Annotated in this window: 5 protein-coding genes; 1 reads left to right on the top strand and 4 read right to left on the bottom strand. The window is 54.8% G+C overall.

Translation table 11 applies throughout. From position 1 onward, the window contains the following. Positions 1 to 84 precede the first annotated feature (84 nt). Positions 85 to 11,022 carry a T9SS type B sorting domain-containing protein gene (locus ICL55_RS15485; RefSeq protein WP_188098802.1) on the top strand — a complete coding sequence of 3,646 codons (10,938 nt, stop codon included), beginning with the start codon at positions 85 to 87 and terminating at the stop codon, positions 11,020 to 11,022. Between the two features lie 69 nt (positions 11,023 to 11,091). On the opposite strand, the gene ICL55_RS15480 is transcribed toward ICL55_RS15485, so the two are convergent. From ICL55_RS15480 to ICL55_RS15465, 4 genes are all read right to left on the bottom strand, one after another. Continuing rightward, positions 11,092 to 11,724: a GLPGLI family protein gene (locus ICL55_RS15480; RefSeq protein WP_188098800.1), complete on the bottom strand. Its 633-nt coding sequence runs from the start codon at positions 11,722 to 11,724 to the stop codon at positions 11,092 to 11,094. 2 nt (positions 11,725 to 11,726) lie between these two features. Beyond that, positions 11,727 to 14,528, bottom strand: a complete 2,802-nt coding sequence (locus tag ICL55_RS15475) for a TonB-dependent receptor (protein WP_188098798.1) — start codon at positions 14,526 to 14,528, stop codon at positions 11,727 to 11,729. Between the two features lie 141 nt (positions 14,529 to 14,669). After that, positions 14,670 to 15,371 (bottom strand): response regulator transcription factor, encoded by a 702-nt coding sequence (locus ICL55_RS15470; RefSeq protein ID WP_188098796.1) that lies wholly within the window; start codon positions 15,369 to 15,371, stop codon positions 14,670 to 14,672. Between the two features lie 150 nt (positions 15,372 to 15,521). Further along, positions 15,522 to 16,940: a sensor histidine kinase gene (locus ICL55_RS15465; protein ID WP_188098794.1), complete on the bottom strand. Its 1,419-nt coding sequence runs from the start codon at positions 16,938 to 16,940 to the stop codon at positions 15,522 to 15,524. Between the last annotated feature and the right edge of the window lie 45 nt (positions 16,941 to 16,985).

The following is a 16,985-nucleotide window of genomic DNA, read 5'->3' as shown; positions in this document are numbered from 1 at the left end:
GCGAAGACCATTATCCCCTTTAGCTGTAAGTATGTTGGGCATCACCGGCAATGAAATCAAGTTTATTGTACAAACCCAGCTATTATGGTAAAGAAGCTGTCCATTTGTGTAAATGTTCAGAGTATTATTTCCCGTGTAAAACAATGGTGTTGTGTGCTGTTGCTGCTGGCCGCCAGTCATGCGAAAGCCCAGCAATGTACCGGATCTTTGGGCGACCCGGTTTTTAAAGAAACCTTCGGCGACGCGCCTACGGCGACCAGGCCAACGCTGGGCCCTCCACTGCCGGCAGGTATTACCACGTATACCTATTACGCACCCGGCGTAGGCTCCAGACCTACCGGCCCTTATCCCGGTCAGTATACGATCAGTAACACCACCAGAGGATACAACAACATTTATTTCGTGGACCAGCCAGACCATACCAGTACCGATGGCCGCGGATTTTGTATGGTGGTAGATGCCAATGCCACCCCCGATAAATTTTATGAACGCACCATCACCGGCCTTTGCGCCGGCACCACCTTTGAGTTCTCCGCCTGGATCATGAACATCAACCCCAGTGGAGGGGTGGCGCAGCCCAGTCTGCGCTTTGATATCGTGGATGCCAACAATCCCAATGGCACCCCGATCGCCTCGGTGTCCACAGGGCTGGTACCGTATCAGTCGCCCGGTACCTGGGTGCGGCAGGCCGGTCTTTTCCAGATGCCGTCTACCACCAGCGCGGTGATCCTCCGTATTTTCAGTAATACCCCCAACAGTAATGGTAATGACCTCGCACTCGACGATATTGCCTTTGCGGCCTGCGGCCCTCCGATATCTTTTGGCCAGACTACCGGCGTAGTGTGTGCCGGTGGTACCGGCGGGTTCTCTGTAAGCCTTCCGGCCGGCAGTTACTCCAACTATTATTTCCAGCTCCAGAAAAGGGCGTTGGGCACCACCACCTGGAATAACGACGGTGGGGTGATCAACAACCTGGGCAACAACCAATATACTTTCAGCGTTCCTAACGCTCGTGCAGGTTTCGAATACCGTGTTGTGGCCGCAGGGGGGATGGCCGAAATGAACAATGCCAGCTGCCGCGTGGTGTCTAACCCGGCAGAATTGAAAGTAATCGATTATACGGCCGGTATCAACGGCCCTTCCACCATCTGTTATAATACCAGCGCCACGCTGACGGCTACGGTTACACCCAAAGCCGGTACCGGCACCCCGGCATCCGGTTTCGCCTATACGTGGGAAACCAGCGCCGACGGCGTTAGCGGATGGACCGTCGTGCCCGGCCAGACCAGCGCTACGCTGAATACCGGTGCGCTCACGGCCAGCCGCTACTACCGGGTGACCGCCACTGTTAGCGGATGCTCCGGCGATGGCGCCTCCAATCCGTTCCGGGTAGTCGTCAACCCCAATATCACTGTCAACATCGGTACGGTCAATCCGGTATGTCAGGGTACTGCATTATTTAGTATACCCTATACCGTGACTTCCGGCAACGCCAATACTTTTAGCGTCACATCAGCAGACATGCCCGGCTTTAATCCGGTCACCAACGCCACTTTAGGCGGCTCGCCGATCAATGTGGTGATACCTTCCGGCGTAGCGCCGGGTACCTATCATTTTACGGTGACCTTCACGCACCAGGCCAGCGGCTGTTCGGCATCCTACCCGGTTACGCTGGACATCAGCCCAACCCCCACTACGGCGACGGTAGGGTCCAATCAACTGCTGTGCGGCACCAGCAATACTACCCTCAGTGGTAATACGCCGACTAACGGCACCGGTACCTGGACGCAGGTGAGCGGTCCGGGCATCGCCACATTTGACAACCGTCAGCTGCCCAATGCCAATGTATCCGGACTGGTGACCGGCACCTACGTGTTCCGGTGGACCATCACCAGCGGCGCGTGTCCGCCGACATATGCGGATTTACAGGTGACGGAATATGGTAATACCACCCTGCCGGACGCGGGGCCTGACTCTACCCAGTACAATTCCGGCATCTTCCACATGCAGGCCAATACGCCATCTGTTGGCACAGGCAAATGGGTAGTCATCAGCGGTAACCCGGTGATAGCCGATACAGCCGATCCTCATACAACGATCACCATCCCTCCCAATACCAGCGCCACCCTGGCCTGGACCATCACGAACAATGTTTGTCCGCCACTGCCCGATCAGGTAACCATTACCTATATCAGCCGCGCAGACATCCAGGCCACAAAAGAAATACTGGAGCAGGGGCCTTATATCGCCGGCCAGCCACTGGTATATCGTATGGTCATCACCAATGCGGGCCCAAGTAACGCTACCGGCGTAAGGATCACCGACCCGCTGCCCGCCGGATTTACCGCCGGCAACGTCTCCGTGGCGAATACCGGCGCGGCACAGATCACACAGGACAACAGCACCAATACCAATATTGATGTAACGGCCAATATCCCCACCGGCGATGCCACGATCACTATTACCGTCTCCGGAAAGATCAATTCCTCTTTTGAAGGGGACCTGACCAATACCGTAACGGCCGTCTCACCGGTAGTGCCCGACCCTGACGGCGCCACCGCCACGGTAACGGTGCCGGTTGTACGCCGCCCTTACTTTGAAGTGGTGAAAAGCGCGCCCGCCATGGCGGTTGCCGGAGAATCCATCCACTTTGGTATCATTGCCCATAACAGCGGGCTGGGTGATGCCCGTGCCGCCGTGCTGACGGACGTGATTTCCTCCAAACTGTCTAACGTCAGCTGGACGGCCACCGCCACCGGTAAAGTCACCATCACCTCCGGTGCTTCCGGCACCGGCAACAACCTGCGTATCGTAGCGGATTATCCCGGTGGAGACACCCCCGCCGATACCGGTAAGGTGTATATCAGTGTAACCGGCACCGTGAATGCCGGCGCCACCGGTAGCATCGATAACGTAGCTACCGTTACGCCTACGGAAACCTCCGTCGGTACTTTTACGTCCAATACCACCAACACCATTATCAGCAGCACGCCTGGCCTGGTGATAGACAAGAGCCGCACCACCCCGGTGATAGCCATCGCCGGTACGCCGGTGCAGTATGTGATCACGCTGATCAACAACGGGCCGAGTGACGCCGTGGGAACCGTCATTACCGACGCGGTACCCGCCGCAGTGCAACAGGTGACCTGGACCGCCACCGCACAAGGCAGCGCCGCGGTGACTGCCGGCAGCTCCGGTACAGGCAATCAGATCAACGTCACGGGCAACATCCCCGCAGGTTCTTCCAATATTATCACCATCCGCGTTTCCGGCGTCATCAGCGCCGACTATTCCGGTACGCTCTCCAATACCGCTACTGCCACCCCTGCTGAACCAGGTGTGCCGGCGGTATCTGATACGGATGTGGCCACCGTGCAGAAAGCCGTGAAATTCACGATTGTGAAAAACGGCCCGGCGACAGCCATACCAGGAGGACAAATTTCTTACACCATAGATGTGAAGAACGAGGGGCCTTCCAATTCCACCGCTACCACCATCAGCGATGTGATTCCTGCCTCCTTGTACAACGTGTCCTGGACGGCCAGTGTAGTCAGCGGCACAGCCAATATCACCGGCGGCGCTACCGGTACCGGCAATCAGTTGAGCGTAACCGCTAACATAGCAGCGAATGCGACTGTCCGGGTCGTGGTACAGGCCACCATTTTACCTCCTACCTACAACGCTATCCACAACACTGCGGTGGTAACACCGTCAGAGCCGGGCTTCCCGCCGGTAACCTCCAACGAGGTAATCACGACGGTGAACCCGCAGGCAGCACTGACCATCAGTAAAAGTGGTCCGGACACAGCTACTGCCGGTAGTTCGGTGTCCTATGTAATTACCGTGGGAAATAATGGCCCCAGCAACGCCCGTAACATGCAGATCAAAGATGCCGTTCCGGCAACACTGCAACAGGTGACCTGGACGGCCGTCGCCAATGGCAACGCGTCTATCGCCAGCGGTGTTAATGGCAGCGGTAATAACGTCGCGCTCAGTGGCGATATCGCCGCCGGTCGCGGAAATAATATAGTGATCACCGTTAGTGGCAAACTGGACCCTGCTTTCGCCGGTACGTTGACTAACACGGCAATCGTAGTGCCTTCCGAAACCGGCAGCACCGGCGATACCGCCACCAAACAAACGGTTGTCAGAAGGCTACCGCAGATTACCATCACCAAAGCAGCGGTCGACGGCGTATTGGCCGGCGACAGTGTGACATATACTATTGAAGTGGCCAATGGCGGCGCTTCCAACGCCGTGAACCTGGTGGTGAGCGACGTGGTACCTGCTGCGTTAAGTGGCGTGCAATGGTCGGCCCGCGCACAGGGACTGGCCACCATCACCGCCGGAGGCAGTGGTACCGGCAATAATGTACAGGTAACCGGTAACATCCCCGCAGGCAGTGGTAATAAACTGGTGATCACCGTAACAGGTAAAACAGACCCCGGCTTCTCCGGCAGTATTGTGAACCATGCTACCGCTACGCCGTCCGAACCGGTACCACCGGTAACGGCTACCCAAACCGTGGTGGTGAGAAAGCTGCCGGCTATTCGTGTTACCAAAGCTGGCCCTACTGCTCTCAGAGCGGGTGAGCGTATCACCTACACCGTAACGATCAGCAATACCAGCGTATCCAACGCGGATAACCTGGCTATAGAAGATATTGTGCCCGCCGCGGTAACGCAGACTACGTGGACGGCCACCGCCAGCGGTGGCGCTGTGGTCAATAGTGGTGGCACCGGTACCGGCAATACGGTACAGGTGAACGCCAATATCCCCGGCGGCGGCAACAGCAGCGTACTGGTGACGATCACCGGTATCGTTGATCCGTCCTTCTCCGGTACGTTCACCAACGTAGCAAGTGCGAAGCCTTCTGAAACAGGCGCCCAGCCGGCCGTATCCGGACCAGTGGTGACAACCGTTGCGCAACAGCCATCCCTGCATGTGGTGAAAACAGGTCCGGCTACCGCCGATGCCGGTGAAAACGTTCGTTATCTGTTGACCGTGACCAATACCGGTCCTTCCAATGCACTCAACGCGGTGATCGCTGATCAGCTGCCGGCGCTGCTCACCAACGTTAGCTGGAGCGCTACCGCTACCGGCGGGGCAGCGATCCTGTCTGGCGCCACCGGCACGGGCAACAATCTTCAGGTGACGGTCAATGTTCCGGTGACGACAGGGGCGGTGAATATAACCGTAACCGGTACCATCCCGGCAGCTACGCTTGCCGGTACCATTAAAAACGTGGCCACCGCAGATCCTAAAATATCCCAATTGCCACCGGCGGTTTCCGATACTGTTACGACGGTGATCAGCCAGCGGCCACGGCTCATTATTCAGAAAAATGCACCGGCCAACTGGAGCGCGGGTGAGTATATCATCTATGGCGTGAAAGTGGAAAATGCCGGTCCAAGCGATGCGCGGGCCACCGTGATCACAGACGCTATCCCGGCGACGATCATCAATCCCACCTGGACGGCTACTGCCAGTGGTACAGCCGTTGTTACCAGCGGCGCTACCGGTACCGGCAATCAGCTGAATGTGGTGGCAGATATTCCGGCAGGCAGCGGCAACAGCATCACCATCCTCATTGCAGGCAGGGTGCAGACCGATTTTGCCGGCGCTATCTCCAATACGGCCATCGCTACCCCGGCGGAGCCCAATGTACCACCGGTAAGTTCTACGGTATCTACCAATATCAGTCGCAAAGCCAAACTGAAAATCCATAAAACCGGCCCTGCTGCTACAACGGCAGGTAACGTTATCGCCTATACGCTGGAAGTACTCAATAATGGTCCGAGTGATGCGAACAACATCACCATTAAAGACGCTATCCCTGCGGGCATCCTGAATGCTACCTGGACTGCCACTGCTTCCGGCGGCGCCGCGCTTACATCTGCGGCTTCCGGCACGCAGGATGTATTGGTAACCGGCAACATCCCCGTTACCGCAGGCGCCAAAATCATCGTACAGGTAAATGGTAAAGTTGATCCCAACTATGCATTGCCTAATATCACCAATGTGGCGATGGCGCTCAACGATCCGTCGTTTGCCACACCGGTAGGCGATACGGCTTCCGTGGTAACGACTATCAACCGGGTAGCCAACCTGCGTATCGTGAAGAGCGGCCCTGCCAATCAGGGCGCGGGTGAACCGATGCAATACACGTTGCTGGTACAAAATGATGGCCCCTCTAATGTGCAGGGCGCCCGCATCCAGGATGCACTGCCAGGGCTCCTGCTCAACGGCAGCTGGGTGGTGACCGGCACCGGCGGCGTGGCCAATATCACACCAGCCAGCGGTACCGGTAACGTGGACGTTACGGCTGATATCCCGGCAGGCAACGGTATCCTGCAGGTAACGATAACGGGCGTACTCAGTCCGGCTGCAGTGAACGGTACCACCATTATCAATACGGCCACGGTGTCACTGCCGGCGGGCAGCCCGATCGTTGATCCTAACCTGGCAGACAATACCAGCTCGGTGACGACCGTGGCGGATAATGATCCGGTAGTGCGTATCGCCAAAACCGGTCCCGCTGTGGTTAATGTGGGGGATTCTATCCACTACCGCATCGTGGTGACCAACGGCGGCTCCGGCAATATTACCGGCGCGCTGATCACCGATCAGGTACCGTCAGATGTGACGGTAACCTCATGGGGCGCTGCTGCCACCGGTACGGCCACCGTAACAGGAGCGACATCCGGCAACAACAATACCATCAATACTACTGCTGATATCCCGGTAGGCAGTGGTAACATGATCGTCATCCTGGTCAATGGTATCGTCAATCCAACATCTAATACATTTTTCACCAATACAGCGGTGGTAACAGCAGGTGCTAATAAAACAAGTTCCATTACCACCACCGTCAACCAGTCCACCGATGTGAGCATCGTGAAGAGCGCTCCGCAGCAGGTGGTCGCAGGCGAGACCGTGAATTATACGCTACAGATATTCAATGCCGGTCCGGTGAATGTGCCATCACTGGTCATTACCGATGCGGTGCCGGCCGCCATTACCAATGTTACCTGGAAAGCGGTCGTTACCGGCACCGGTGAAGTGATCGGCGCCCAGGAAATAGACAGCGCCGGCAGCAATATTGTCATCCCCGGTAAACTGTCTGCGGGCAGCGCCAATTACATCACGGTATATATCAGTGGTACTGTCAGTGGTAGTGCTACCAGCGGCAGTATCATCAATACCGCCAATGTAGCGGTGAATGGCGTGACGGATTACAACCCGGCTAACAATACCAGTACGACCACCACCACGGTGGGCCGTAATGTCGGTCTACAGGTCCGCAAGAGTGGCCCTGTGACAGCACAGGCAGGTAATACCATTACTTATCAGGTGGTGGTCACCAACAGTGGCCCGTCTGATGCCAGCGGCGTGAGCATCGCCGATGCAGTGCCGGCCATTGTGCAAGGCGTGAGCTGGCAGGCGGTCGTTACCGGCGCGGCCACGATCACCGGCCCTTACAGCGGTACCGGCAACAATGTGGCCACGACGGCCAATATCCCCGGTGGCGCTGGCAACAGTGTGGCCATCACGATCACGGGCACACTCAATGATGATTTCTCCGGTAATGTGCTCAACATCGCCACCGCCGGCAGCAGCGAATCTCCTACCGTGAATGATCAGGTGAATACGGTGGTGACTAAACAGTCTGATGTGCAGATCCGCAAGAGCGGTCCGACCACTATCACTGCGGGCGACAAGATCAGTTACCTGATCACCGTTACCAACAACGGTCCCGCGTTTGCACGCGGCCTGCATATCACCGATACGATCGACTCCCGCATCACCGGCGTCACCTGGACCACCAGCACCACCGGTAATGCGAATGTGACCGCCGGCGGTACCGGTAGCAACAACCAGATCAGCGTGGCCGCCGATATCCCGGCCAACGACAGCGCTTCGGTGATTATCATGGTTACCGGCACGGTGAGAGCTGATGCTGCCAACACCATCAGCAACACCGCTACTGTCACCTCTCCGGACCCGCAAACACCTACGGCCGTTACACCACCGGTGATCACAGTGGTAGAACAAAATCCCGAACTGACCATCACCAAGAGCGGTCCGCAGGCGCTGAACGCCGGCGAAATGATCAGCTACTGGCTGGAAATCACAAATAAAGGCCTGAGCAATGCTACACAGGCGGTTATCAGCGATCAGGTGCCTGCTATGGTGAAACAGGTGAGCTGGTCTGTACAGTCCACCACGCCGGGCACGACCGTCACCAGCGGCGCTACCGGTACCGGCAATAATGTACAGGCAGTCGCCAATATTCCGGCCGGCGGCACGCTGCGACTGATGATACAGGGCAAAGTGGATTCCACTTTCTCTGGTAAGATTGTCAACACCGGTATTGTAACACCAGCGGAACCAGGCAACGAGCCGGATTCCTCTGAGATAGAGACAGACGTAGTGTTGAAACCATCTGTACAAATCACCAAATCCGGACCGGCAGCCTTACAGTCAGGTCAAACGATCACGTATACACTAATTGCGAAAAACGATGGCCCGAGCATGGCTACCAACGCCAATATTCTCGATGCGGTGCCGGCGGCGATCAACAACGTAAGCTGGAGCGCCGTGGCAGCAGGTAACGCCCAAATCGTGGGCGCAGCCAGCGGTACGGGTAACCTGGTGAGCCTTACCGTAAACATACCACCCGGAGCATCCAATAGTGTAACCGTTACCGTTAACGGCACGGTGAACCCCGCCTTCCGCGATACGCTGAATAATACAGCGATCATTACGCCTGCCGAAACCGGCGCGTTACCGGATACATCGGCACTGGTGCAGACGGTGGTAACGGCCATGCCTAAACTGCATATCCAGAAAGATGGCCCCGCTACCACCACTGCAGGTCAACCGATACGCTACACCATATTGGTGAACAACAGTGGCCTCAGCAATGCGCTCAACTTCACGGTGACAGACGTAGTGCCCGCCACACTGACCCAGGTAAGCTGGAAAGCGGTGACCAACGGTACGGCCGTGATCAAGAGCCCGACATCCGGTACCGGTAATAATATTAGTCTGACCGGCGACATGCCTGCCGGCAGCGGAAATAGTATCGTCATTACCGTGACCGGCAACGTAGCGGCCAATGCCAGCGGTACTATCGTCAATACCGCCACAGTGACGCCCGCCGAAACCGGCGCTACACCGGAATCTGCTACGGCCACTACGCAGCTGGTGACCCAGTCGGCCGTGAGGATCAGTAAAACCGGTCCGGCCACCATGATACGCGGCGATCAGGTGACCTACGTCATCAGCCTGATCAACGGCGGTCCGAGTGATGCGATCAACGTAGATATTACCGATCTGATACCATCCGTGCTGACCAACGTTACCTGGAGCGCAACGCCGTTCCGCAGCACGGTGATCAACAGCGGCGCTACCGGTAGCGGTAACAACATAAAAGTAAATGTGAACATGCCGGCGGCCGATACCAGCGGACTGACCATCCAGGTGAAAGGCACCGTGGCGCAGAACGCACCTTCCGGCAGCGTCAGCAACACCGCACATGCCATCCTTAATAACATGGGTGGTAAGAATGTTCCCTCCAATACCGTGGTGAGCACCATCGGCAGCGCTACGGATCTGACCATCGTGAAAACAGGCCCGATGGAGGTATTTGTCGGCAGCAAAGCTATCTATCAGCTGACCATCAGCAACGATGGTCCTTCCAACGCCGACAATGCAACGGTAACGGATATACTGCCTGCCGCCTTCACACAACCGGCGGTAACAGTACTCTCCATGTCTGGTGGTGCGGCCAATGTACAGGCGGCGCTGAATGGCAATACCATGAATGCTACACTGGGCACGTTGCCGGTGGGGGCTAAAGTAGTATTGCAGGTGACTGCCACCGCGACTACGCCGGGCAGCATCCAAAACACGGCCGTGGTGAATACGCCTGCCGGTATCGCCGATATAGACAGTACCAACAACAGCAGCACCGCTACTACGTTTATCAGGGCTAAATCCAAACTGGATGTGGTGAAATCCGTGAGCCCGGCCAGCGGTCCTTACAGCATTGGCCAGGTGATCAGTTATACCTTACAAATCAGCAATACCGGTACCACCGGCGTAAACCCTGTGGTGGTACTGGATACGCTGCCACCTGCCAGTCTGGTCAGCGATCCGGTATACAGCAATCCTCCTTCCGGTAATATCGTTTACAACAGCACCACCCGTGTGCTGCAATGGAACGCGGGACTGCTGAGAGCTGGTGAAACACGCGCCTGGAGCTACGATGTGACGATCACCGGTACCGGCAATGTACGCAACATCGCCGTGGTAACCGGTCCTCCGGACGTAAGCATCCCGGATACGGCGATCGTTACCATCAACACCGAAAAATTCGCTAACCTCAAAGTGGTGAAACAGCTGACCAGCACACCGCCGTTCAGTGTCAATAATGTATTAACGTTCACCATTACGGCGACTAATAACGGGCCTAACAAAGCCACCGGCGTGGTGGTGCAGGACCGTCTGCAAAGTATGCTGGGCAGACCGCTTACGCTGAATGCCAGTGCAGGTACGGCGACTTACGATATCGCTGCCGCTACTATCAACTGGCAGATACCGGAACTGGCTGCCGGCGCCAGCGCCACACTTACCTTCACGGTGAAACTGATGAGTGCAGATGATATCGCCAATACGGCTACCATCAGTGGTAATGAGAAAGACCCCGACGTCAGCGATAATACCTCCGTGGTAGGCCCGATAAAAGTGACCGGCGAAGATATCTTCATTCCGAATGTGGTCACACCTAATGGCGATGGCAAGAATGATAATTTCTTCATACCAGGACTGAGCAAATTCCCGGGTTCAGCGCTCTACATCTACAACCGTTGGGGGAATCAGGTGTACCAGAGCAAGAATTATGACAACAAATGGAATGGCACTGGTTTGAGTGAGGGCACTTATTATTACATACTGGAACTCCGCACCGAACAAGGTGTGAGGAAATATAAAGGATGGGTCGAACTGATGCGATAAGTACATTTGCAAGCAAAAACAAAGAGGCAGCAATGATTTGCTGCCTTTTGTTTTTCATCTATCTAACGCTTATAAAGAAGGGGCAGTAACAACATCTTCCTTTACCGGTTCATAGTTGATCGCGGTGGCGATGGCTTTGAATTTTTTGGACTCCACGCCCAGCACAGCGCCTTCGGGTGTCCAGGTGTGCAACGGTCCGCCTCTGAATGGCAGTTCCGGCGTTACCCACAGCGTCAGCTGGCCGGTTTTGCTTTGCACCGTTACCTCCTTGCATACAAAACCGAGGATGGTGCGTGTATTGTTGCCGGTGCGGATTTTAGCGGCCTCGGGATGTTCTTTTTCTGCGAGTGCCTTTTTGCCGCCGGCTTCTGTCAGCGCCCAGGCTTTGCCGGTAGTGCCGTCTTCATAAAAAGCGACTTCATTTTCGCCCATTTGAATTTTTACATTAGCTCCTTCTTCTGTATGAAGCTCTTCCGGTTGCCGGCGGCTGATCTTGCATTTCTTACCGTTGAAATACAGTGCTTCCTGACTGCTGGCCGTTTCCGGTATCATGTCTTTATACTTCAGCTGATCTGGTTTGAGCGATGCATGCAGGAACATGGTGAGATCGTAATGTATCACGCCCTGTGTTTTGTCTTGTGCGGTGACTGCGAATCCGGTAAGGAGGAAAGCTATCAGCAGGATGAGGTGAGTGCCTTTCATTGTTATTTGTTTTTTGATTTGGAAAAATGTCTGAATTTATAAGTGCCGGTGACGAGGAAATACTGGCCCAGCGCATTGTTTTTGCGGTCTTCAATATAGCCGTTGCCGGTAATACGGTTAATGCCGGCGTTATTGTTCAACAGGTCTTTAGCTGCCAGTTGCAACGAGAAATGTTTACCGATTTCTTTGTTGAGTCCTGCATTCAGTAATAAGATGGTGTTGTTGTACCCGGCTGCCAGACCCAGTGCAGAGAAGCCTTCCAGGCTGGTTTCAAAAGTCATGTTCCAGGGCAACACCACAATACTTTCGATGTTGTAATTGAGCAGCCAGTTCTTTTCCGGCAGCCCGTTGCGAATAGCGAAGCGCCGGTTGTTCCAGGTGGCGCTGCCTGAGGCATTGATACTGACACGGTCGGCCGGGTAGTAGTTCACATGGATATCAGGGGCCAGCGTGAGGATGGTGTTCCTGTTGGCTTCCCCATTATTATACAGCGTATTGCGGGAATAGGTGCCGGTGAAACCCAGTGATATGGACGAATTGCGCGGAGCAATGGTGATGCTTTTGCCGGCGGAAAAATTAGCCTGGTAGTTGCCCCGTACATTCACCGGAATGATCAGTTGTTGACCGGTATTTTTATCGATGCTGGTGCTGTCGGTCACCTGGCTGCTGTACCAGTTGAACCCGGCGGTGGCATACACGGAATTACCGGATGTTGGCGCTACCTGATTGAATGACAACGACCAGCGATGGCTCTTTTCCTGGTCCAGCAGCGGATTACCACGACGAACATACAGCGGGTCGGTGTTGTCTGTCAGTGGTTGCAGATTGCTGACAGCGGGCGTAGTGGCCACTGTGGTGTAGCGGAACGTCAGCCTTTGTTTGTTGCTGGTTTTATATTCAGCATACGCTTCCGGCAGCCAGGCCTGAAACTGTCTGTCGATGTTATATCCTTTCAGGCCGGAGTGTCCGTTGATGGTACTGCGTTGCCATCCGGCGCCGACGGTATAACGGAACTGCTTATAGTTGCCGGCCAGCAATGCTTTGGTGGTATGTTGCCATTTGCGGGTGTTGTAGCTGTCGCTGTACAACGGATCGATGTCGTCATAAGCGCCGCTGCTGCTGCGGTTACTGGTCTGCCGGTCGTAGGAGCCATCGCTGTAATACAGTTGTTGCCCCAGCTGCAGGCTTAGTGGCCGGGATAACGGTTCTGTATATACGATATTTCCGCTGATGGAGGATACTTTCGATTTGCTGACCATTTGTTGATCGATATGACTGTTTTTTTCACCCGTAGGGAGATGAAAGAAGGTACTATTGAAGCGGTTCAGCAGGGTGGTGTTATTGTCAAAGTATTCCGGTTTGGCGGTGACCATGAGCGTACGGCCTGGTTTGGCGAGGCGGTGACGCAGTTGTATTTCCATGGAGCCGAGGCGGTTGTCGCCGATGCTGTGGGTGTTTTGGCTACCATCATTCAGCAGCGTGACGCCATCGGCCGTATAGGAGCGGAATGTGCGGTCCTGGCTGTTGTTAAGATGGTTCAGGTCTGCATGTGGTATCAGTTTCAGTGCCGTGCGGGAGCTGAGTGGTGTTTCCACGGTGAAGTCTATACGCTGATTCATATTGTAATTAGTGGTGCTGCCATTTTGCAGATAGTTATAGGCCGTATCTGTGAGCCGGTATTGCCGGGCATAGTCGTAGTTGTTGCGGGTATTGGATTCATTGAAGAAGTAGCTGCTGCGTAGTTTGAAGCCGTTGTTCCAGTCGTTGTTGAAGTTAGCGCCACCGAAGCGGGTATCAGTGAGGCCGATGGGGCGGGCTATTTCCGCGAGTGCTTCGGGCGTACCCATAATTTTTACGCCGCTCATGTTCATGAGTTCCGACAGTGCGGCGGGAGGCAGGTTGTTGAACATATCGGGGTTGGAGCCTGCCATTTTGATCAGTTCAGAGGCGCTGAAGCCGGATTTATTCACGTTGTTGCCTTTCAGCAGCAGCGACAGTTGCATGTCGTTGAGGAAACTGTTGGCATTGATACCGCCTTCGTAGCGGTCCATGGTGCCGATGCCGGCGCTGGCGTTGCCGAAGTAGCCGCGTTTCCGGTTCTTTTTGGTGACGAGGTTGATGGTCTTCATTTGTTTGCCATCGGCTACACCGGTGAACTCCGCCATATCGCTTTGTTTGTCCAGTATTTGCACTTTATCGATCATATCTGCGGGAAGGTTGCGTGTAGCGATGGCGGGATCGCTGCCGAAGAATTCTTTACCGTCTACGAGCACGCGTTGTACCGTTTCGCCCTGCGCTTTGATGCTGCCGTCTCGCTCTACCTGTACACCGGGCAGTTTGCGGAGCAGTTCTTCCACTACCGCATTATCTTTTGTCTTGAATTTATTGGCGTTGTATTCAATGGTATCGCCTTTCATCTGCACCGGCGGTGTATTATCCTTAATGGTAATGGTCTGTAGCTGGGTGCTCCCTGCATGGAGCGCGATGGAGGCGGGCAGTGCAGGAAAGCGGCCGGCGGGGATACTAAAGGAAAGGGTGCTGTCGGTATAGCCCAGGCTATGCAGCTGTAGCCGATAGTGACCATCGGGAAGCGTGAAAGATACTTTCCCCTGTGTATCGGTCATGGCCGTACGAATAATAGCGGTGTCATTCAGAGCGGTAATCTTAAGGGCTACACCGGCCAGTGCTTTACCGGTAGCGGCGTCGCCGATTTGTGTTTGTTGCTGGCGCTGCTGGGCGGTTGTGGTGAGGAAAGACAACAACAGGATGCCCGGCAGGTATATTGTACGCATCAATTTTTTCATGCGGTAAAATTACCGGGCCGTATGCGGGGAATAGGTTAACGAATATGTATATACTCTTAATGAGTGTTAAAAAATGGAACTGGGTTGTGGTGTGATTTTTTTGGTTCTCCGGCGAATAATATAACAAGGGGAGGTGCAGCTTTAGGCAAGCAGCTTAAAACCACGGCCCCGTACATTTACAATCTGGATGTTTTCATCCTGGTGCAGGTACTTGCGCATGCGGGTAATATATACGTCCATATTGCGGGCGTTGAAGAAGCTGTCGTCGCCCCAGATGCTGAGCAGCATATCCTTGCGGGAGGTGATGTTGTTCACATTGTCGGCCAGCATTTTCAGCAGATCGGCTTCCCGCTGGGAGAGGCGCCGGGTTTCGCCGCCATAGTGCAGTTCCTGCCGGGGATAGTCGAACAGGTAGCCGCCCAGTCTGATCTGTCCCTGGCTGGCAGTTGGTGCGGCGTGTGCGGCAGGTGCGAGCGTGCGTTTCAACAGGGCATGGATGCGCAGGATCAGTTCTTCCATGCTGAACGGCTTTTTAATATAGTCGTCGGCGCCGGCATGGAAACCTTTCAGCACGTCCTGTACCTCACTTTTGGCGGTGAGGAATATCAGCGGGGTATGCGTATCGGTGGCGCGGATCTCCTGTACCAGGGTGAGACCGTCTTTGCGGGGCATCATCACGTCGATCACACATACGTCCGGCTGGTGCTGACGGTACAGTTGCCAGCCTTCCTGGCCATCGGAGGCATAGATGACTTCAAAGCCTTTCATCTCCAGCGTTTCTTTTACAACGCCGGCGAGTACTGTCTCGTCTTCTACCAGTAATAAACGTATCTGTTGTTTCATCGTCTTGCCAGTTCAATGGTAAATGTGCTGCCCTCGCCGGGACTATTGCCTACTTTATAATGACCCCATTGTGTCATTGTTTGGGTAGTTCAATGGTAAATGTGCTGCCCTCGCCAGGACTATTGCCTACTTTATAATGACCCCGTTGTGTCATTGTTTGGGTAGTGCAATGGTAAATGTGCTGCCCTCGCCGGGGTGACTATCTACTTTAATGGTGCCGTTGATGCGGTCCAGCAGGCTTTTCACATGGCTGAGCCCCAAACCATAGCCTTTGACGGTATGCAGGTTGCCCTGCGATACGCGGTAAAACTTATCAAAGATATATGGCTGATGGGCTTTGTCGATGCCAATACCATAGTCTCTGATGATAAACTGATAATGCTGCGGCAACTCGGTGACGGTTAGCGCTATTCTCTTAACATCCGAAAGGGTGTATTTGATCGCGTTATCCAGCAGATTGGATAATACAGTACGCAAGGCGGCCGGCTGGGTGAGCAGTTCTTCATGGGTCACCTGTATGGTCGTCTGTATCTGTACGCCGGGCAGCCCGGAGAAGCGTGACTCGACGGTCGTTAGCAGCTGAGGGATGGATATCAGCGCTACGGTCTCCTGTGGTTCGTCCTCATGTTCCAGGCGGGTGAGCGCCATAATATTATCGACCAGTCCCTGTAATTTATGCAGCTCGTCCTGTTCCAGCCGCAGGTACCGTTCTGTTTTTTCCGGGTCTTTGCTGCCGCCAAAGGTGAGCAGTGCTTCATTGGTGGCGGTGAGAATGGCTACCGGCGTTTTCAGTTCATGGGTGATGTTACTGATAAAATCGTTTTTCATGGTCTCCAGCCTTTTCTGCCGGATGATGATGCGCCATAATACCCATATGCAACCGGTGATGAGTACGATCATAAAGAAAGACAACACCAGCGGCCACAGTATCTTCACCAGCAGGAAGGTACCGGCGCCCTCAAACCGCGCCACGATGGTCCGCCGTGATTGCAGGGAAGCGGAATGGATAACGGCCACGTGTTCATCTGCCGTAATAGTGGTGTCCTTATCTATCATTTGAATGGCAAAAGGCAGGGCGATATGCCGGTTGTCCAGTTCTTCCCGGTAATATTTATTCAGCAGGGCGGTATCTATTGGGGCGATGTTGCTGAAGGCGAAAATACTGGCGAGGAACTGGTTCATGTCGGCTCCCACGTCCTGTAGCCGGAAGTTCTGCTGGAATACCGTGTTGCTTTTCTTTTGACTATTGTCCAGGGTGATGACCTTCACTTGTCCGCTGCTGTCGGAAGACAGGGGAATGGTGTCGGTGACGGTACCAGTGCTGAATTGTAACGTCCGCTTATGGGGCTGGACCCGTAAGGTGTCTTTCGCCTTCAACTCACCTTCGAGTTGCCTCACGGAGCTGATCACGGCACGGTCATAGGCTTTTTGTAAGCCGTCAGACACCACCTGCACAAAAGCGGTCTGCTGCCCCAGCCAGGCAGTCCGCAGCCAGTACAACTGAAAGGCCAGCACCGCCAGCGCGGTCGGGATAGTGATCCACCAGATCCGTTTTACAATGAAGTCCATCTTACAAAGATAGCCGAAGCCGCTATGCCGGCAAGGTCAGATTAA

The sequence above is a fragment of the Chitinophaga varians genome (assembly GCF_014529945.1).
GTDB classification, from domain to species: Bacteria; Bacteroidota; Bacteroidia; order Chitinophagales; family Chitinophagaceae; genus Chitinophaga; species Chitinophaga varians.
Note: the sequence above shows the minus strand (reverse complement) of the source record. Positions and strands in the feature narration are given on the sequence as shown.